The organism is Veillonella parvula (assembly GCF_036456085.1).
In the GTDB taxonomy this organism is placed as follows: Bacteria; Bacillota; Negativicutes; order Veillonellales; family Veillonellaceae; genus Veillonella; species Veillonella parvula_E.
In genome coordinates this window covers 552,791-571,745 of the sequence record NZ_CP138632.1, presented here as the reverse complement: position 1 = coordinate 571,745, position 18,955 = coordinate 552,791, and the positions used below count along the sequence as shown (strand labels likewise).

The window sequence follows — 18,955 nt, the reverse complement described above, 5'->3', positions numbered from 1 at the left end:
CCTCTACTACGGTAGAGGCCATTTTTCATTTAGATATATCTAAATGAATTAGATATATTCAAACAAAACGATTCAAATTTTATTCGTTATGTCCAATAAATTTTTCTACTAATACTAAGCTACATACAAGTACAAAAATTGCAACAGACCAAATTAAATTATCAAATGATGATTCATGATTGATAATTAGAAGTCTTACAATTGCAGTTATGCCAATGTATAAAAAGAAGTTAAGCGGAAAGTGGAAGTTATTTTTAAAGTATTTGACGATGAGTGCAATAAACTCAAAGTATAGAAAGAAGGTAATTAGTTCTTCAATCAATAAAGAGTATGTACTATAACCTTGAATATTCGCCCACGTAACATAGACAAGACTAATCAATGTATTAATAAGTGCAATACAAAGTGCAATACCAACGCCTACAAGGGCTATATTTTTTATCGTTAATAATAGTTTAGAAATACGAATCCACATATATAATTCACCTACAATAAAAATCTAAATACTATACTACATAAAAAAGACCGTACACCGTACGGTCTTTTTCGATTACATTGTACTATAATCAAATGAATATTTACAAATTAGATATCAGCTTTAATAGCTTCTAATGCAGCATCGAAGTTAACTGCTTGAGTTACTTCAGGTACATATTCAACATAAGTTACTTTGTTATCTTTGTTGATTACTACAACGCCACGAGTTAAAAGACGAAGCTCTTCAATCAAGAAACCATAGTTTTCACCGAAGGAAGCATCTTTGTGGTCAGACAAAGTAATAACTTTATCTACGCCTGCAGCACCACACCAACGTTTTTGAGCGAATGGTAAGTCCATAGAAATTGTCAATACGACTACATCTTCGGAAAGTGCTGTTGCATCTTGGTTGAACCAACGAGTTTGAGCATCACAAACACCTGTATCAAGGGAAGGAACAACGGAGATAACTTTTACTTTACCTTCGAAGTCTTTTAAAGTTTTAGCTTGCAAGTCATTGCTCAATACAGTGAAGTCTGGAGCTTGTTGACCTACTTTAATTTCTGGGCCAACTAATGTGATAGGGCCACCTGCAAATGTTACTACGCCAGTACGTTTTTCCATGTTGTATTCCTCCTAAGAGTTTTAATTCTAATTATGTAAAATATAATTTCTTTATATGCATAGTATAACATTTACATTACCATAAGTAAACTAAAAAATTCGATATAGTATTAATTAAAAAGATCGTTACGATTGATTACTGTAAAAATTTAAAGAGGCCATTTAACTAATATTAATATTGATGAAATAGAACTACTACTGTAATAAAATATTTAATCTAACTGTTATACGTATAGGTGTATTAATGTATCATAAAAAATGTGTATACTATAAAGAGAAAAGTTAACGTAATAAAATTTGTTGATTTAGCTTTTACAGTATTGATTTAAATTCATTTACAATATAATGATACTAGTAATTATATAGGCAATGATTTTGATTAGACTTAATAGGATATGTTAGAGAGGACCTATGAAACCAATAGATTTATTTATGCAGTTTTTCCGGCGTGAAGGCTGGATTTATGCCATTGGCTTAACTATGTTGATGGCAATTGATGTGGCTTTTTTATTTGTCCCTCAATTTATTGGTAATGCTATAGATACATTGAGCAATAATAAGGAAGGGTTAGTCACTTATATTTTTTATTTCATTTTATTGTTTATTATTATCACTATTTTAAAAGTTATCTCACGTAGAACCCTATTAGGATCTATTCGTCGCATGGAGTATCTTTTTCGTGAGATTTTGTGTAGTAAAGCATTACAAGTAAAAACAACGTACTATGAGGCTAATGGACCTGGTAAGGTTATGGCGCTCATGACTAACGATGTAACATCGCTACGTGTTGCCCTTGGTCTAGGTGTAATGATTATAGTGGATATTATTTTCTATTCCATTGTGGGCTCCATAATTTTAATTCAAAAGATTAATACTGTATTAGCTTTTAAAATTATGACACCTGTATTCTTAATTATTGTGGCTATATTTGTACTAGGCAGAAAGCTACGTATTAAACAACGTAGTGCACAAGCTACTTATAGCGATTTAACAGAGTTTGGACAAGAGTTATTTCAAGGGATGGATGTTATTCGCGCTTTTAATCGTGAAAGCATTATCTCTAATTCTTTTGAAAAAATAAATAAACTTAATTATAAGAAGAATATGGATGTTGCACTACTAGATGCAATATTAACACCGTTGACAAGAATTGCACCCTTTATTTGTATCAGTATTAGTATTTTTATTTGTGGACATTTAGCTGTAGAAGGCAAAATGACTATAGGCGAATTTGTTACCATCAATTCTTTTATCATGTTAATTGTAGGGCCTTTAATAGGCTTTGGGGGACTTATTTCTATTGTACAAAAAGGTCTTGCTTCCTTAGATCGTATTATGGATTTCTTACATTTGCCTACAGAAACAATAGATGATACCGATGAAGTACTGCCGCTTGAGGATATTCATATTCGATACTTAGATTTTACTTATGAAAACTCTAAAGGGCATGCATTATCTCAGTTGACAACGACAATACCAAAAGGTTCTTTTATTGGTTTAGTTGGTAAACCCGGTTCTGGCAAAAGTACATTGTTTAAATTGCTTATTGGATTACAAGAGTGTCCGGAAAAATCTATTTATTTTGGCAGTCAAGATTTAGCTACTGTTTCTTTATCAAAGCTTAGAAACTCAATTGCTTATGTGCCGACACAATCTTACCTATTAAGTACGACCATTGCTGATAATATTAAATTTGGTAAAGATTTATCCATGCATGAAACTGTAGAGTTGGCAGCACAAAAGGCAGACTTATATAGAGATTTAGGCGATTTGTTAAACGATGATTTACATGAGCTTGCTGAAGAAGGTCATGATTTATCAGGTGGACAGAAGCAGCGAATCAATATGGCTCGCGGCTTTTATAAAAATGCGCCATATGTATTACTAGATGATTGTTTTTCCGCTTTAGATGCAGTAACAGTTACAACCATATTAAATTCATTACATAATGTAAAAGATCAGACGATTCTATGTATTTCACAACGATTAGAGGTTGTAGAGAAAGCAGATAAAATACTAGTATTTGATGAGGGGCGTATCGTAGAAGAAGGTACTCATGAAGAATTATTAGGTAACAATGGTTTATACCGTACCTTATATGAAGCGCAGAATGGAGGGGGCCATCATGAAGAAGCGTGATCTAAGAAATGACTGGGCTCTATTCTCCTATATAACTGGCTACATTAAGCCTTATTTAGGTATTCTATTTTTAGCAACGGTTGCGCTCGCAGGAAATTTAGTACTATTACTTTTACGCCCATATTTAACTAAGCAAGTTATCGATCTTGGATTTGCCACTAATGATATCGCTGTTATTGAATACTATGCTTTAATGTATGGCTTTACTATAATTGGTAGTGTATTGTTTATCTTTGTAGAGAATTACTTTTTAAAAAGTTTTGGTCAAAAAATTATCTATAATATTCGTAGTATTATATTCCAAAAGATTCTTAATAAACCACATGATGAGTTCTATAAGTTGCCAATTGGGAATTGGGTAACTCGCATTACTAATGATGTAGAGTCATTACGTACATTATATACAGATGTAATTCTGAATTTGGCAAGTAGCGGTTTAATGATTATTGGTATATTAGGATTTATGTATGCCATTAATGTACCTTTAGCAATAATCATGACAATTTTACTACCTATAATGGGTGGAATTATTTGGGTGTTTCAAAAGTTTTCTCGCAAAGCATTCCGTCAGGTAAGACGTTCTGTAGCTGCTTCTAATGCAAGCATCAAGGAACTGTTAAATTATATTGTAATCGTAAAATCCTATGGTGGCGAAAGAGCAATTGAGGAACGTTATAATACTGTTAATAAAGGTTTCTTAGAAGCAGGTCTTTTTGAGGTTACCACATTTTCTATTTTTAGACCGCTCGTAGATGGTCTATTCTTTGTTGCGTTAATTGTTATTTTTACAACTACGAATTTAATAGACTCCGTAGCTGATGCTGGTACAGTATTTGCCTTTATACAATATATGGACCGATTCTTCCAACCATTAAAGGAAATTGCAGATAAATATAACTCTCTACAAAGCGCATTAGCTGGTGCTGAAAGATTAGTTCCCTTATTAGAGGAAGAAGAGCGTCAGATGGCTAATGAAGTTCCTGATGAATTTAAATATATAGAGACGATTGAATTCGAGCATGTATGGTTTTCCTATGAAAATAACGACGTTTATGCGCTAGAGGACTTTACATTCACTATTAAAGCTGGAGAATTCATAGGTATTGTAGGGCCTTCTGGTAGTGGTAAATCAACACTTTTGTCATTGTTGATGGGAATCTACAAACCAACAAGAGGGGCTATCTATATTAACGGTATAAATATTGCTCAATATGATAGTTCTGTACTTCGTCATTTAATGGGATATGTTTTTCAGCAAGCTTATCTATTTAAGGGTTCCATTAGAGATAATTTAACACTTTTTGATACATCAATTTCTAATGAGGATATGGTCAATGCAGCAAAACAAGTTAACTTGCATTCTATGATTGAACACCTTCCGGAAGGGTATGACACACCGGTTGGTTATTTAGGCTCCTTACTATCTGATGGGCAAAAGCAATTGTTGGCTTTTGGCCGTACCTTGATTAAAAAAACACCTATTCTATTGTTAGATGAAGCAACGGCTAACATTGATAGTCATACGGAGAAGCAAATTCAAGCAAGTATTGAAAATATTCGAGGTAGTAAAACAATTGTAAGTATTGCTCATCGCCTTTCAACAGTAAAAGATGCCAATAAAATAGTGTATATGGAATATGGTAAAATAATAGAAATAGGATCTTTTGATGAACTTATCAACTTAAAAGGGACCTTTTATAATCTCTGGAATAATCAACACAGTGGGAGTTAGTATGGAATGTATCCAATCTAAAGATAATAAGACCATTAAGCGAATTATCTCATTAGGGCAGCGTAAAAATCGCCAAAAATATGGAGAGTACATTGTTGAAGGTATTCGATCTATTCGAGATATTGCAGCTATGGGGGCAGTAAAAACAATTGTTATACGTGAATCTAAAGCGCAAGATAAACATGTATTAGATTTATTAGACTTAGATACTGTTCAATTTGTACCTAAATTTATTGCACAAGATCCAATATTTGATAAGGTGGATAATACCGTAAATGGACAAGGTGTAGTTGCTATTGTATCAAAACCAAAATACGATATGGAAAGCATTCACATTGATGATGGCTTATATATTACATTAGATGGAGTTCAAGATCCTGGCAATCTAGGTACCATAATTCGTACAGCAGTTGCAGCAGGTGTAAAAGGTATATTTTTGATGAAAGGAACTGTGGACCCTTTTAATGACAAGACAGTGCGCAGTACTATGAGCGCCTTACATAAAATACCTTTATATGAGGATATTACCTTATCTCTGTTACATGATATGGTAACTGAGTCTAATATGACTACCTATGTAACTGCTTTAGAACATTCCAATCCTTATCATACTGTACGTTATGCTAAGCGAACTATGCTAGTATTAGGAAACGAAGGGAATGGCGTAACACCAGAGGTTATGAATCTATGTACAAATCGTATTATGATTCCTATGTATGGTGATATGGAATCCTTAAATGTAAGCGTAGCTGCTGCATTATGTATGTATAAAGTACAAGAACAATTGATGCCTTAGTATATATGATAAAAATTTATGACCTTATAAAAAGTCCTCTACTAGTATACAAGTAGAGGGCTTTTGTATTGATTTTTTAGTTGTGTATTTGGTACAATAACATATATCCTTTGTGGGAGAACAAAGTTCTCCCTTTTTTTCATGAAAAGGAAGATAACTATGTCCAAATTAATTGTAAATGCAGACGATTTTGGCCTTCATAGTGCAGTTAATGCTGGTATTATTGATGGTCATCGTAGGGGTATTATTACCAGTACCTCTTTAATGGCAGGAGGAGAAGCTTTTACAGAAGCCGTAAGTATGGCAAAACAAAACCCTAAGTTGGGCATTGGTATTCATATTACCTTGGTAGGTGGGGTGAAACCAGTATGTGATCCATCAGAAGTTTCATCACTTCTCACACCAGAAGGTGTATTTCCAGAGAACTATGTAGAATTTATTAAACGTATTTACTCTGGCAAAATCAATTATAGTGAATTACGTAAAGAGATTCATGGACAAATAGCTCAAATAATGGATACCGGCTTAAGGGTAACTCATATTGATGGACATCAACATATGCATGTTCTACCAACGGTATTGCCAATTGTGATTGAACAGGCAAAATCCTTTGGTATACATGCTATACGTATACCCGATGAGTCTACTGGTTTTATGAATTATATGTATTCCCCAATTCGATTTCTTGGTAAAGTTGGTTTATCAACGGTTGCGGCTAATGCGCGACCAATCATACGAAATAATTGTATGACTACAACCCAATATTTTTGGGGCATGGTAAATGGAGGCCATATAAATCAGAAATCTCTAATGGGTATCCTAAAAGCGGTAAATAAACATTCTGGTACCCATGAATTGATGGTTCACCCAGGTAGTAATAGTAGTATTCTTAGTAAGCTTTATAATTGGGGTTATCATTGGGAAGATGAGTTGCAAGCACTCTGTTCCAGTCATACGCGATTATATATAAGTCAACATGATATAGAGCTCATTAATTATGGAGACTTGGTATGAGTAAAATGATGAAGAGAGGCATCTTTATGTTTCTCTTGTTGTTGGCTGTATCAATTGGTATCATTTACTATACTATTGATTTAGATGCATTGAAAGCCATATCATCTTTTAATAGTATTTCCTTATTATTAGCTGTAGTTGCTTTAGTAGCAGGTATGTATTTTGATGGATTACGACTTCAAAGGCTCGTAAAAATTGGTGGTTACAAGTTATCGATACGAGCAGTGCTACGAGTTATTTTTAGTAATTATTTTATGGCTATGTTGACACCTGGAGCTAGCGGGGGTGCTGTCGCGCAAGTACTGGTGTTGAGAAGTTATGGCGTACCTATATCTAAAGGTACACCGATTGTATTAATACGTACCGTATTTTCCATTATGTTTTTGGTCATTATGCTGCCATTAGTATTCTTACGAGATGCTATTGAAATTCCATATATCTCTCGTGATATGCTTTTGATTTTTGCCGTGCTTGCTGTTATAGCGGCCTTAGTGGGAACTTATATATTACAGACTAAATATATGCGTCAATTTGTCTATAATCTAGCACAACGATTTAAAGCACATAACACTAAAGATTGGCTTTCTAAATTAGAAACATTAAATCAAGGTCTTGGTTTACTTTATAAACAACCTGTCCAATCTTTAATAGTTTTTATTGAATCTGGTTTGAGTTTATTATGCTTATATTGTATTGCACCCGCTTTAATGTATGCTTTCACACCAGATATTCCTATTATCGATATTTTAGATCGCATGATTTTATTAAATCTTATTTTGTATTTTGCACCAACCCCAGGGGGAACAGGCATTGCAGAAGGTCTATTTGTAGTATTATTTAGTGCCTTTGTACCTAATGGAACAGTGGGCATCATCGCTGTAGGATGGCGTGTTGTGGCTGAATATATGCCATTCTTCATCGGTATGTATGCAGTATTAACATTATATGGACGACAATTCGTTGCCCAAGAAACTTCAAGAGAACAATAAGGGAGTGTGCTCTATGTCTAAACCAAAAAAAGATAAATTTTATCTGGTTCAAGAAGATATTTTACCAGAGGCTATAAAAAAGACGATAAAAGTAAAAGAAATTCTAAAACTAGGTGAGGTTAAAACAATTAACGAAGCAGTTGAAAAAATGGATTTAAGTCGATCTGCGTATTATAAATACAAGGATTATGTTTTTCCATTTTTTGAAATTGCTCAAGGGAAAATTGTTAGTATTTATGTTTCTATGTCAAATGAATCTGGTATGTTATCAAGCGTTTTGAAAGCCATTGCTGAACGTAACGGTAGTATTTTAACGATTAATCAAGATATTCCATTACAAGGCATTGCGAATAGTAGCATTTCTTTTGAAACCAAGGATTTACAAGGTTCATTAGAAGATTTATTGCTAGATATTCGCTCTATGAAGGGTATTATCAAGGTAGAAATTTTAGGCCAAGCATAGGCTAATTAAGAGAGTAGGACGATTATGACCACTATAAAAATTGCTTTATTAGGTTTTGGTACTGTTGCACAAGGTACTTTTAACTTATTGCAAGACAATGCTGAATTAATTAAAAATCGTACAGGTGTCAATGTTGAAATTTCAAAAATTTATGTACGAAATCCAGAAAAATATAGTCATATTACATTACCAGAAACAGCTAAATATGTAACTGATATTGATGAAGTGTTAAAAGACGATTCCATCCAAATGGTAGTGGAATTGATGGGTGGTACAAGCTTTGCTAAGGATTGCGTAGAAGGAGCTTTAAAAGCTAAGAAGAATGTGGTAACTGCCAATAAAGACTTATTAGCAGAAGCTGGTCCATACTTATTAGACTTAGCGAGTAAAAATGGGGTAGATTTACGTTTTGAAGCATCTGTTCTAGGTGGTATTCCTATAATCCGCACATTATATGAATCGTTAGCCGGTAATCGTATTACTGAAATCATTGGTATTATGAATGGTACTACAAACTTTATTTTGACTAAAATGTCTGAAGAAGGTTTAAGCTACCAAGATGTATTAAAAGAAGCACAAGATTTAGGATATGCAGAGGCAGATCCTACAGCTGATGTAGAAGGCCTTGATGCAGCTCGTAAATTGGCAATCCTTGCATCTATTAGCTTTAACCGTCGTATTTTCTTTGAAGATGTAACTGTAGAAGGTATTACTTGTATTGATACTGAAGATATAAAATTTGGGAAAGAGTTTGGTTACAATATTAAATTATTAGGTATTGCTAAAGAAACTGCTCAAGGATTATCTTTAAATGTATATCCTGCATTTATTCCTACGACACATCCATTAGCATCTGTTCGAGGATCCTACAATGCAATTTATGTTAAGGGCAATGGTATCGATGATGTCATGCTATATGGTCGTGGTGCAGGTAGCTTACCGACAGGTAGTTCTGTAGTATCTGACATAATGGAAGTGGCAAAGAATGTCTCTTATAATGAAACAGGGCGCTTGAAACCGTTCTATTATGATCAAAAAGATATTTATTCTCCAGGTAAAATCCAATCTAGCTACTACTTGCGTTTAGCAGTGGATAATAAAACAGGTGTTCTAGCAAAAATCTCTGCAAAATTAGCAGAACAAAAAATTTCTGTTTTATCCATCGTTCAACGAAATATGGATCCAGAAACTGCAGTTCTTGCCATTGTTACATCTAAATGCCCAAGATCTTATATTTTAAATCTTATAGACTCTTTTAATAGCTTGCGCTCCGTTAAGGCTGTTAATAGTGTTATTCGTATTATGGAAGCTTAATTATGAATACTGTTCGTGTACAAGTACCTGCCACTAGTGCAAACTGTGGCCCAGGTTTTGATTGCTTAGGATTAGCACTAAATCTTTATAATATATTCAGCTTTACACCAGATGAAAATGCTACAGAATATACATATACTTTTGAAGGTTTTGGTGCAGATATTTTACGCGCTGAAGATCCTAAAAAGAATCTAATTGGTTTCGCTATGGATCAAGTTTTTGCTACTGCTCAAGAACCAATTCGATATGGTCATATAACTTCTGAAACCTTGATTCCTCCCTCTCGTGGACTAGGTAGTAGTAGTACGGCTATAGTAGGGGGACTTTTACTGGCGAACGCATTAGTAAAGCATCCACTTTCAAAAGAAGAGTTACTGGTTATAGCAAATCGTATGGAAGGTCATCCAGATAATGTAGCGCCAGCTATTTACGGAAATTTATGTTGTGCTACAGGTTTAAAAAATAAGGTACTAAACACGGTCATTTCTATTCCTCCGGAGCTACATTTTGCTGTTGTAGTACCAGAAGTCATGGTATCTACTGAGTATGCTCGTTCTGTGCTACCAAATCATATTCCATTCAAAGAAGCTGTACAAAATGTAAGTCATGCTTCATTATTTGTAACAAGCTTAATTACGCATCAATTAAGTAATTTATCTGTTGCCTTAGATGACAACTTGCATGTACCTTATCGTAAGACATTGATTCCTCATTGTGATGAAGTTTTTGAAGCCGCAAAAGTTGCTGGAGCTTACGGTGCAACTATCAGTGGATCGGGTTCTACTCTAATTGCATATGTTGATAAAGCTCATGTACAAGAGGTAGCAAAGGCTATGGGGGCTGTATTCACAGCAAATGAGATTGAAAATAAAATATATTGCTTAGAAGCTGATACAACTGGAGCGTTAATTATATAGTTTATGGTATAATTATAGTGTTAGGCATAGTCCATAACAATAATTGGAGGAAACTATGAACAATATAAAAACAACACTTTTGTTAGCTACGCTAACGGCCATTTTAGTGGTTATTGGTGATATGATTGGCGGCAGAAGCGGTATGATTATGATGTTTGTCATATCCATGGGTATGAATTTTATGTCTTATTGGTACAGCGATAAAATCGTTTTAGCCCAATACAATGCTCAACCTGTTACTGCACAGTCTAATCCAAAACTATATGCAATGGTAGAGAAATTGACTAAAAATGGTAATTTACCAATGCCAAAGGTTTATATCATTCCCAGTGAAGTACCGAATGCATTTGCAACAGGTAGAAATCCTAGTCATGCAGCAGTTGCTGTTACAGAAGGTATCCAACGTCTATTAACTGATGAAGAATTAGAAGGTGTGCTTGCACATGAATTAACACATGTTAAGAATCGAGATACATTGATTAGTACAATTGCAGCTATGATGGCTGGTGCTATTTCTATGATAGCCAATATACTTCAATTCACTGCCATATTTGGGCGCTCCGATGATCGAGAAGGCACTAACCCTTTGGCGCTTCTTGGTACGATCATTATTGCACCTATCGCAGCTGGTCTTATTCAGATGAGTATTTCCCGTACTCGTGAGTTTTTAGCTGATGAGGGAGGCGGAGATATGTGTCGCAACCCATTAGCACTGGCTTCTGCACTTGCAAAAATTGACTACTACTCTAAACATGGTGCATTGCCTAATGCAAGTAATGCTACAGCCCATATGTTTATTATTAACCCTATGATGGGAATTGGTGAAAGCTTGAGCAATCTTTTTAGTACACATCCTCGCACGGAAGAACGTATTCAAAAGTTAAAGAAACAAGCTATGAATCCAAAGTATAAAGAAAAGGTAATATTATAATTAGTATCTACTGGAGGGTATCATGCAAGAAACATTAGTTTTAATTAAACCAGATGCAGTTAAACGTCAATTAAGTGGTGAAATCCTTAGCCGTTATGAACGTAAAGGCCTTGTTATTAAAGCATTAAAACTCTTACAAGTACCTCGTGAATTAGCGGAAGAACACTGTGCAGAACATAAGGAAAAGCCATTCTTTGGTGAATTAGTTGATTTTATTACATCAGGCCCAGTTCTTGCTTTTGTGTTAGCTGGTGAGAACGCAATTGTATCCGTACGTGCTTTAAACGGAGCAACAAATCCTGTAGATGCTGCCCCTGGTAGTATTCGTGGTGACTATGCCCTAACAATGGATGCTAACGTAGTACATGCTTCTGATTCTCCAGAAGCTGCTGCTCGTGAAATTCATCTTTGGTTCCCTGAATACAAATAATCTCAAGGTTGGGATCATTTAGCTTTTATTTCTACATCCATGTATATCTATAGGAGGTAATCATATGGCAAGTAGTGTTTATACAAAAACAGGTGATGCTGGTACAACTGGTTTATACACGGGAGAACGTGTACAGAAATCATCTTTACGCGTAGAAGCTTATGGTACAATCGATGAATTACAAGCTTTTTTAGGATTGGCTCGCGCTTATGCTGAAAATCCACGTGTTGCTGCTGAATTATACGATATTGAGCGAAACTTATGGACATTAATGGCTGATATTGCAAGTTTAAATACTGCTCCGGTAATTACTGAGCAATATGTAAAGCATTTAGAAAAAGTTATTGATCGCTTTGATGCAAAGTTAGAACCTTTATCTAGTTTTGTCATTCCCGGTGAAAAACAATCTTCTGCTTATTTACATGTAGCTAGAACGATTACTCGACGTGCGGAACGCGCTTTATGGCGAGTATTAGACGCTGGTGAAAGTGTTCACGAATCTAATTTAAAATACTTAAATCGTCTATCCGACCTTTGCTTTATCTTGTGTCGTGTAGAGGAAGAACTTGGAGCTGAATAAACAAAAAAAGCTATGTATTTTACATAGCTTTTTGCTCGTTATAGACCTATTGTGAAATTGTTTGGTTTAAAACATCTTGAGGGCTAGGATAGTAAAAGAAGATATGAGGAATTTCATAACGGAATTTTTCTCTTAATAAATTGGCTAATGTTGTTTCAAAGTTTATAATTTTATCAGCGCCGAAATCAAAGTCTTCAACTAATACTAATAGTTGTGCTTCAACTTGCGGTGCATTTTCAGGTAACGCTTCTGGTGGTAGAGGAACATTCACTACTACTCGTGCAGTACCAATATATTTACCTTGTCCGTCATCGATGGCAACACGATATGTATTATCCCATAGCGTAGCCATCATTTTTAGTTTCATATTCATAATTTCCATAGTATCGCTCCTTTGTTATACTTATAATGATACTGAAATTATAAATTCTTGTATAGGTGCATTATGAAATCACAAATTATATTGTGTTCCGGTGGGGCACGCAGTGGAAAAAGTGAATTTGCTGAACGTTTAGCATTGGCTACAAAGGGGCCAAAAGCTTATGTAGCTACGGGCCAAGCTTTTGATGAGGAAATGGTGGATCGCATCAAAAAACATCAAGAGCGACGAGGAAAAATATGGAATAATTTTGAAGTACCTTTACATTTAGCTGATGAATGGGAAAATATCAGTCAATCAGCAGATGTAATTCTTATAGATTGTTTAACCATGTTCACTACCAATCACATGATGGCTTATGGCTCCATTCGTGGTCAAGAAGATGCTAATAGATTAGAACAGACAATACTTTCAGAATTAGACACTTTATTAGACTCGATACAATCATGTGAAGGTAAAACAGTTATATTTGTGACCAATGAAATTGGGTTAGGTATTGTGCCGGATAATAAACTGGCTAGATATTTTAGAGATATTGCTGGTCGTGTGAATCGAGCAGTAGCTTCTGTTGCAGATAAACTCTATTTAACAATTAGTGGTGTTACCATTGAATTGAAATCACAGGAGGTTCATATAAATGGCTAAGAAAATCATGTTTCAAGGAACGAGTTCTAATGTAGGTAAAAGTATTCTTTGTACTGCATTATGCCGTATTTTTTATAGAAAAGGTTTTAAGACCGTTCCTTTTAAAGCACAAAATATGGCCCTCAATTCTTATGTGACAAAATGGGGCGATGAAATTGGCCGTGCTCAAGTCGCTCAAGCCGAAGCCGCTGGTATTGATCCAATTGTTCAAATGAATCCTGTGTTATTAAAACCTACAGGAAATCAATCGTCTCAAGTTGTATTGATGGGGAAACCTGTTGGCGTATATAGTGCCAAAGAATATCATACAAAATATTCACTAACCGCTTTAGATAAGGTTAAAGAATCTATTGATTTCTTAGACTCAAATTTTGATATGATGGTTATCGAAGGTGCCGGTAGTCCTGCAGAAGTTAACTTAAAAGCAAATGATATTGTAAATATGCGTATTGCCAAGATGACTCAAGCTCCAGTTTTTCTCATTGCAGATATTGACCGAGGTGGTGCTATTGCGTCCATTGTTGGTACCTTAGAATTATTAGAACCAGAAGAACGCGATCTTATTAAAGGTATCGTTATCAATAAATTCCGTGGTGATATCAAACTATTAGAACCAGCTCTTACATTTATTGAAGAAAAAACAGGTAAAAAAGTGGTAGGTGTTATTCCTGCCATTGAGAACCTCGATATTGATGAAGAAGATTCTGTTGCATTAGAGAACAAACGCAATAGTGGTACTAAAGATATTCAGGTCGTAGTTATGCAAACACCTAAAATCTCTAATTTTACAGACTTTGATGCACTTAATTATGAGCCAGATGTATCTGTCCGTTTTGTAGGCCCTGGAGATGTTATCGGTACGCCAGATTTAATTATATTACCTGGTTCTAAAAATACATTGGCTGACTTAACATATTTACGTGATACAGGCTTTGCTGATGAAATCAAAAAATTGGCTGCTCAAGGTACACCTATTATCGGTGTTTGTGGCGGTAACCAAATGTTAGGTAAAACTATTTATGATCCGCATCATATGGAAGGTGATATCGAGGAAATTGAAGGACTTGGCCTTGTTGAATCCTCCACGACTATGAAGGCTCAAAAAACTACCCATCAAGTACAATTCAATGTATCTAATTTACAGTTTTTAAATGGTACTTTCAGGGGTGAAAAATTAGTAGGCTATGAAATTCATATGGGGGATACTACGCCACTAGCAGATTCGGTGTCTCGTTGCTTTACAATTACAAGTCGCAGTGAAGAGGCTGTCAATGTTATTGATGGTTTTATTGATGGTAATCATCAAGTAATGGGTACATATATTCACGGTGTATTTGATAATGACGAGTTTAGACGTTTTATTATCAATCAATTACGTGAACGCAAGGGATTACAACCATTAGATGTAGTATTCCATTATTTTGACCATAAAAATGCGGCATATAATCGCTTAGCTGATATTGTGGAGGAACATCTAGATATGGATTATATTATGTCTACCTTGGGATAGTAGAGGAGATATATGGAACATTTAGCAATTTTTCACTGGTTTTCAAAGTATAACTTTGTGTGCATACCAGTTTTAGCATTTTTATTGGATTTAATTATTGGAGATCCCAATAGTAAATATCATCCAGTGGCCATTATTGGACGTATAATATCTTTTTTTGAAGCCGTTCTTTATAAAGACACTGATAATGATACGAAGAAATTGTGGTACGGTGGTATTGCAGTAGGTTTAATTCTTATATCGGTATATATCATAGTATCTTTATTGTTATGGCTAGGTGGAGTAGTAGACGAATGGGTATACTATGCTTTCGAAGTAGTGATCCTCTACATTGCCATTTCTCCACGTTCATTGGCTGGCGCAGGTTTTACCATTAGTCAGTTAATAAAACAAGGTAATATTGTAGATGCTCGCAAACGTTTATCATGGATTGTGGGACGAGATACGGAAGACTTAGATGAAAGCGAAATCACTCGGGCTACAGTAGAAACGATTGCGGAAAATACGGTAGATGGTATTATTGCACCTTTTTTCTTTTTTATTATCGGTGGCCCTATGGGGGCTATTCTTTATAGAACTGCTAATACTATGGATTCTATGTTAGGCTATAAGAATCAAAAGTACTTGTACTTTGGTCGCGTAGCTGCACGCTTTGATGACATATTAAATTGGATTCCTGCCCGAATTACCTTTGTATTATTTGTAATTTCTGCATTCTTTTTACGCTTTGATGCTAAAAAGGCAATAGAAATCGGTTTACGTGATGCAAAAAAACATCCTAGTCCTAATGGGGGGTATGCAGAAGCACCTGTGGCAGGGGCCTTACATATCCGTTTAGGTGGTTACAATCAGTATTTCAAAAAAATGACCTTCCGTGAATATATGGGCGATCCTATTGAAAAGCTAAACCGTAACCATATTACTCGAACAATTTATATGATGTATGTTACGACTATACTAATGGTTATCATTAGTACAGTCATTACCTATGGGATGAATGTATAATGACACCTTTTTTTATAGCACTACAATTTTTAACGCGTTTAAAAATTGTAAATCAAACTGAATGGTCTGTAGAGGACTTTGGTAAATCTGTTGTAGCCTTTCCTTATGTGGGCCTTATTATTGGTCTCATATTAGCTATATTATATGGCGTATTATCGCCATTTATTCCGATTATGCCATTGATGTTAATTATCGTTGTGGCTGAGTTTTTAATAACTGGTGGCCTTCATGCTGATGGTTTGATGGATACAAGCGATGGTTTGTTTTCCGGCCGTGAAAGAGAACGTAAACTAGAAATCATGAAAGATAGTCGTATAGGCTCCTTTGGAGTTGTTGCTTTTGTATTTGTTACACTTTTGAAATGGCAATTATTAGCTTCGATTCCATCGGCTGAATTTATACCTATGGCACTCATTATGATGCCTTTAATGAGCCGTTGGTCTATGGTTTTTAGTATTCGATCCTATCCATATGCTAGAGAACAGGGGATGGGGGCAGCATTTGCTAATTTAGCACCTAAACATGTTATTACTTATAACACCATATCTACGTTCTTTATGCCTATTCTATTACTATTAATCGGTTTAGTATTATATACACTTTTATATGGTGCTTATGCAATTTTTTCAGCACCTGATGTAGGGTATTTAGTAGGATTAGGTGTGTTAGTATATGCTACTATAGGTATTTTCCAAATCAATATTGTTAGCATGATTATTACGTATATTATTAACCGATTATTAAACCGCTATATTGTAAAAGCGTTAGGTGGCACTACTGGTGATACATATGGATTTGTTGTGGAAGTAACTGAAGTATTATTGATATTGGTATATAGCATAATTGTATCTATACAATCAGCTACGGTAGTTAATAATCCAACTATGTTCTAACTCTAAATTTTTGATTTTCAAAGTTTTAATATTTTTAGAACGTATACTTTATTTGATGTGAAAGGAGTTTAATGTGACCTATTATGTAAGAGCCCCAGGTACATGTGGGGAATTTCTACAAGGTTCTATTGATGGTCAGTCATTTTTAGTGACATGTCCAATTAATCGATACTCCTATGCATTGAGTAATGTAATACAACCTTTTTCTAAAGAATTTTGTGCACTTCAACCAAAGTCTGCACAAGCTCGTAAATTAGTACAAGAGTTGGTCCAACAAAAAAATAAAAATCAAATTTGCCCGCCTGTGTATGTAAGATCTGATATTCTACAAGGAAAAGGCATGGCTTCAAGTTCGGCAGATATTTCTGTAACAGCTATGGCTACAGCTTTGGCCATGGACTATGATTTATCATTAAAAGAACTTGAGCAAATTTGTCTATCTGTAGAGCCTACAGATGCCTCTTTTTATCAAGGTGTAACTCAGTTTGATTATATTAAAGGGACTATCTCTAAGCCATTAGGTATGTGCCCACCTTTAAAAATCCTCGTTTTTGACGAAGGCGGTAGCATTGATACAGTTAGCTTTAATAAACAAGCAGATTTACAAAATAAAATTTTAGAAAAAGAATCTATTATACAAGAATCCTTTGATTTGTTTAAACAGGGGCTTACAACGCATGATATAAAGCTTATTGGCCAAGCTGCTACATTGAGTGCCTTTGGCAATCAGCGTATTTTATATAAACCTAATTTATATGACTTTCACGATGTAGGTAATTCTTATAATAGTGTAGGAACAATCATCGCTCATAGCGGAACCATTATGGGACTATTATTCCCCGTTGATTATGGTCGTATTAATGATTGTAAGAATGAGATTTTGCGTAAGTTGCCACAATTATCCTATGTAGATACGGTTGAAACTACGAATGAAGGATTAACTTATATCAAACGATAAAGTATTTCATAGAAAGAGAATAGTATGTCTAAAATACATGGGGGCAATATCTTTCAGTTTGCCCATGAACAACGAATTGAACCATATGAGGTTATTGACTTTAGTGCTAATATCAATCCACTAGGCCCTAGCCAACGTGGCTTATCTGCATTAGAACCTCAATTGCGATATATATCACATTATCCGGATGCTACAAATGATGATATATTAAATGCCATTGCTGATATCTATGGTATGAATAAAAATCAAATTGTAGTTGGCAATGGAGCGGCAGAGCTATTATATGCAATTTGTCGGTTACCTGGCTATACGGGCGCTTTTGTTCCCGCACCAGGTTTTTCTGAATATAAAGCTGCTTTAGAAGCAAGTAGAATTCCAGTACGCGATATTTATTATAGACCACGGGAAGATGAACATGGAAAACCTTATTTTGAGGTTCCTTATTTAGCATTAGAAACTTTTGCAGCCGAGTTAAAAGGGCAAGATGGTCGTATTATTGTATTTCTAGGTAATCCCAATAATCCAGATGGTACGTTACTTGATAAGAACCATATTCGTACTATTGCAAGCATGCTGAAAGATGCTAATAGTTTACTTGTTATAGATGAGTCCTTTATCGATTTTGTTGGTAACGACACATTACAAGATAATGAATACTCCATGCGCTCCCTAGTTAACGAGTTTGATAATATTATCGTGGTTCATTCTTTTACAAAATTCTATGCCGTGCCAGGGCTACGAATTGGTGCTGCTTTCAGCAATCCTCTTATCATTGAGCAACTAAATAGTTTTATTCCAACTTGGTCTGTTAACACATTAGCTCAATCCTATACAGAGGCGGCTTTGAATGATGTAGAGTATGTGAAACGAACAAAACAAGTATTACATGAAGAGCAACTTTTTATGTATAACTCATTAGATACTATAAATGGTATTACTGTATATCCGCCTTCAGCTAATTTTATATTGTTCCACATTGAACAAGAAGGAATAACAGCAGAGTCGATTAATGAAGCGCTTAAAAAATATAATATGATTGTTCGCAACTGTGATTCTTATATGGGATTAAATAATCAATGGGTTCGCGTTGCAATAAAAGATCATGATACTAATGTTAAGTTAGTAGAAAAATTAACAGATATTTTGAAAGTATAGGAAG

The 18,955-nt window shown here is 34.8% G+C and carries 20 protein-coding genes; 17 read left to right on the top strand and 3 right to left on the bottom strand.

Annotation, left to right across the window (positions count from 1 at the left end; all coding sequences use genetic code 11):
• Nucleotides 1–79: 79 nt before the first annotated feature.
• Nucleotides 80–475, bottom strand: coding sequence for a phosphate-starvation-inducible protein PsiE (locus tag PK1910_RS02770; protein ID WP_004695756.1), 396 nt, complete (start codon nucleotides 473–475; stop codon nucleotides 80–82).
• A 110-nt stretch (nucleotides 476–585) separates the two neighbouring features.
• On the bottom strand, nucleotides 586–1,101 hold the full coding sequence (gene tpx, locus PK1910_RS02765) for a thiol peroxidase (protein ID WP_008600893.1): 516 nt from the start codon (nucleotides 1,099–1,101) through the stop codon (nucleotides 586–588).
• Between the two features lie 411 nt (nucleotides 1,102–1,512).
• On the opposite strand from tpx, the gene PK1910_RS02760 reads away from it, so the two are divergent.
• From PK1910_RS02760 to PK1910_RS02710, 11 genes are all read left to right on the top strand, one after another.
• A complete protein-coding gene (locus PK1910_RS02760; RefSeq protein ID WP_004695760.1) occupies nucleotides 1,513–3,240 on the top strand; it encodes an ABC transporter ATP-binding protein in 1,728 nt (575 codons plus the stop codon).
• On the top strand, nucleotides 3,227–4,972 hold the full coding sequence (locus PK1910_RS02755) for an ABC transporter ATP-binding protein (protein WP_004695761.1): 1,746 nt from the start codon (nucleotides 3,227–3,229) through the stop codon (nucleotides 4,970–4,972). The genes PK1910_RS02760 and PK1910_RS02755 overlap by 14 nt, the downstream gene beginning before the upstream one ends.
• 1 nt (nucleotide 4,973) lies before the next feature.
• Nucleotides 4,974–5,768, top strand: a complete 795-nt coding sequence (locus PK1910_RS02750; RefSeq protein ID WP_004695763.1) for a TrmH family RNA methyltransferase — start codon at nucleotides 4,974–4,976, stop codon at nucleotides 5,766–5,768.
• A 159-nt stretch (nucleotides 5,769–5,927) separates the two neighbouring features.
• Complete coding sequence (locus PK1910_RS02745) at nucleotides 5,928–6,782, top strand: ChbG/HpnK family deacetylase (protein WP_004695765.1); 855 nt, start codon at nucleotides 5,928–5,930, stop codon at nucleotides 6,780–6,782.
• Nucleotides 6,779–7,771: a lysylphosphatidylglycerol synthase transmembrane domain-containing protein gene (locus tag PK1910_RS02740; protein ID WP_004695768.1), complete on the top strand. Its 993-nt coding sequence runs from the start codon at nucleotides 6,779–6,781 to the stop codon at nucleotides 7,769–7,771. The genes PK1910_RS02745 and PK1910_RS02740 overlap by 4 nt, the downstream gene beginning before the upstream one ends.
• A 13-nt stretch (nucleotides 7,772–7,784) precedes the next feature.
• Nucleotides 7,785–8,234: an ACT domain-containing protein gene (locus PK1910_RS02735; RefSeq protein WP_004695770.1), complete on the top strand. Its 450-nt coding sequence runs from the start codon at nucleotides 7,785–7,787 to the stop codon at nucleotides 8,232–8,234.
• Between the two features lie 24 nt (nucleotides 8,235–8,258).
• Nucleotides 8,259–9,548, top strand: a complete 1,290-nt coding sequence (locus PK1910_RS02730; RefSeq protein WP_004695772.1) for a homoserine dehydrogenase — start codon at nucleotides 8,259–8,261, stop codon at nucleotides 9,546–9,548.
• Between the two features lie 2 nt (nucleotides 9,549–9,550).
• A complete protein-coding gene (gene thrB / locus PK1910_RS02725) occupies nucleotides 9,551–10,465 on the top strand; it encodes a homoserine kinase (RefSeq protein ID WP_004695774.1) in 915 nt (304 codons plus the stop codon).
• 55 nt (nucleotides 10,466–10,520) lie between these two features.
• On the top strand, nucleotides 10,521–11,396 hold the full coding sequence (gene htpX / locus PK1910_RS02720) for a zinc metalloprotease HtpX (RefSeq protein ID WP_004695776.1): 876 nt from the start codon (nucleotides 10,521–10,523) through the stop codon (nucleotides 11,394–11,396).
• A 22-nt stretch (nucleotides 11,397–11,418) separates the two neighbouring features.
• Nucleotides 11,419–11,826 carry a nucleoside-diphosphate kinase gene (gene ndk, locus PK1910_RS02715; protein WP_287511210.1) on the top strand — a complete coding sequence of 136 codons (408 nt, stop codon included), beginning with the start codon at nucleotides 11,419–11,421 and terminating at the stop codon, nucleotides 11,824–11,826.
• 64 nt (nucleotides 11,827–11,890) lie between these two features.
• Nucleotides 11,891–12,406 carry a cob(I)yrinic acid a,c-diamide adenosyltransferase gene (locus PK1910_RS02710; RefSeq protein WP_004695779.1) on the top strand — a complete coding sequence of 172 codons (516 nt, stop codon included), beginning with the start codon at nucleotides 11,891–11,893 and terminating at the stop codon, nucleotides 12,404–12,406.
• Nucleotides 12,407–12,452: 46 nt separating this feature from the next.
• On the opposite strand, the gene PK1910_RS02705 is transcribed toward PK1910_RS02710, so the two are convergent.
• The gene (locus PK1910_RS02705) at nucleotides 12,453–12,788 is read right to left on the bottom strand and encodes a hypothetical protein (protein WP_004695781.1); all 336 of its coding nucleotides are present in this window, start codon (nucleotides 12,786–12,788) and stop codon (nucleotides 12,453–12,455) included.
• 63 nt (nucleotides 12,789–12,851) lie between these two features.
• Between PK1910_RS02705 and cobU the strand changes: the two genes are divergently transcribed.
• The 6 genes from cobU (at nucleotide 12,852) to PK1910_RS02675 (ending at nucleotide 18,951) form a co-directional block, all read left to right on the top strand.
• Nucleotides 12,852–13,430 carry a bifunctional adenosylcobinamide kinase/adenosylcobinamide-phosphate guanylyltransferase gene (cobU, locus tag PK1910_RS02700; RefSeq protein ID WP_004695782.1) on the top strand — a complete coding sequence of 193 codons (579 nt, stop codon included), beginning with the start codon at nucleotides 12,852–12,854 and terminating at the stop codon, nucleotides 13,428–13,430.
• Complete coding sequence (locus tag PK1910_RS02695; protein WP_004695784.1) at nucleotides 13,423–14,940, top strand: cobyric acid synthase; 1,518 nt, start codon at nucleotides 13,423–13,425, stop codon at nucleotides 14,938–14,940. Before cobU ends, PK1910_RS02695 begins: the two co-directional genes overlap by 8 nt.
• 12 nt (nucleotides 14,941–14,952) lie before the next feature.
• Nucleotides 14,953–15,945: an adenosylcobinamide-phosphate synthase CbiB gene (cbiB, locus tag PK1910_RS02690; RefSeq protein ID WP_004695785.1), complete on the top strand. Its 993-nt coding sequence runs from the start codon at nucleotides 14,953–14,955 to the stop codon at nucleotides 15,943–15,945.
• The gene (gene cobS, locus PK1910_RS02685) at nucleotides 15,945–16,838 is read left to right on the top strand and encodes an adenosylcobinamide-GDP ribazoletransferase (RefSeq protein ID WP_105086511.1); all 894 of its coding nucleotides are present in this window, start codon (nucleotides 15,945–15,947) and stop codon (nucleotides 16,836–16,838) included. Before cbiB ends, cobS begins: the two co-directional genes overlap by 1 nt.
• 73 nt (nucleotides 16,839–16,911) lie before the next feature.
• Nucleotides 16,912–17,796 (top strand): GHMP family kinase ATP-binding protein, encoded by an 885-nt coding sequence (locus PK1910_RS02680; protein ID WP_008713891.1) that lies wholly within the window; start codon nucleotides 16,912–16,914, stop codon nucleotides 17,794–17,796.
• A 24-nt stretch (nucleotides 17,797–17,820) separates the two neighbouring features.
• Nucleotides 17,821–18,951 (top strand): pyridoxal phosphate-dependent aminotransferase, encoded by a 1,131-nt coding sequence (locus tag PK1910_RS02675; RefSeq protein WP_008713893.1) that lies wholly within the window; start codon nucleotides 17,821–17,823, stop codon nucleotides 18,949–18,951.
• The last annotated feature ends 4 nt before the right edge of the window (nucleotides 18,952–18,955 follow it).

Coding starts and splice junctions, on each gene's coding strand:
- PK1910_RS02760 (WP_004695760.1), top strand. CDS start 1,513: ATGAAACCAATAGATTTATTTATGCAGTTTTTCCGGCGTGAAGGCTGG.
- PK1910_RS02755 (WP_004695761.1), top strand. CDS start 3,227: ATGAAGAAGCGTGATCTAAGAAATGACTGGGCTCTATTCTCCTATATA.
- PK1910_RS02770 (WP_004695756.1), bottom strand. CDS start 475: ATGTGGATTCGTATTTCTAAACTATTATTAACGATAAAAAATATAGCC.
- PK1910_RS02710 (WP_004695779.1), top strand. CDS start 11,891: ATGGCAAGTAGTGTTTATACAAAAACAGGTGATGCTGGTACAACTGGT.
- ndk (WP_287511210.1), top strand. CDS start 11,419: ATGCAAGAAACATTAGTTTTAATTAAACCAGATGCAGTTAAACGTCAA.
- PK1910_RS02745 (WP_004695765.1), top strand. CDS start 5,928: ATGTCCAAATTAATTGTAAATGCAGACGATTTTGGCCTTCATAGTGCA.
- PK1910_RS02740 (WP_004695768.1), top strand. CDS start 6,779: ATGAGTAAAATGATGAAGAGAGGCATCTTTATGTTTCTCTTGTTGTTG.
- cobU (WP_004695782.1), top strand. CDS start 12,852: ATGAAATCACAAATTATATTGTGTTCCGGTGGGGCACGCAGTGGAAAA.
- cobS (WP_105086511.1), top strand. CDS start 15,945: ATGACACCTTTTTTTATAGCACTACAATTTTTAACGCGTTTAAAAATT.
- PK1910_RS02705 (WP_004695781.1), bottom strand. CDS start 12,788: ATGGAAATTATGAATATGAAACTAAAAATGATGGCTACGCTATGGGAT.
- PK1910_RS02750 (WP_004695763.1), top strand. CDS start 4,974: ATGGAATGTATCCAATCTAAAGATAATAAGACCATTAAGCGAATTATC.
- PK1910_RS02730 (WP_004695772.1), top strand. CDS start 8,259: ATGACCACTATAAAAATTGCTTTATTAGGTTTTGGTACTGTTGCACAA.
- PK1910_RS02735 (WP_004695770.1), top strand. CDS start 7,785: ATGTCTAAACCAAAAAAAGATAAATTTTATCTGGTTCAAGAAGATATT.
- cbiB (WP_004695785.1), top strand. CDS start 14,953: ATGGAACATTTAGCAATTTTTCACTGGTTTTCAAAGTATAACTTTGTG.
- PK1910_RS02695 (WP_004695784.1), top strand. CDS start 13,423: ATGGCTAAGAAAATCATGTTTCAAGGAACGAGTTCTAATGTAGGTAAA.
- tpx (WP_008600893.1), bottom strand. CDS start 1,101: ATGGAAAAACGTACTGGCGTAGTAACATTTGCAGGTGGCCCTATCACA.
- PK1910_RS02675 (WP_008713893.1), top strand. CDS start 17,821: ATGTCTAAAATACATGGGGGCAATATCTTTCAGTTTGCCCATGAACAA.
- htpX (WP_004695776.1), top strand. CDS start 10,521: ATGAACAATATAAAAACAACACTTTTGTTAGCTACGCTAACGGCCATT.
- thrB (WP_004695774.1), top strand. CDS start 9,551: ATGAATACTGTTCGTGTACAAGTACCTGCCACTAGTGCAAACTGTGGC.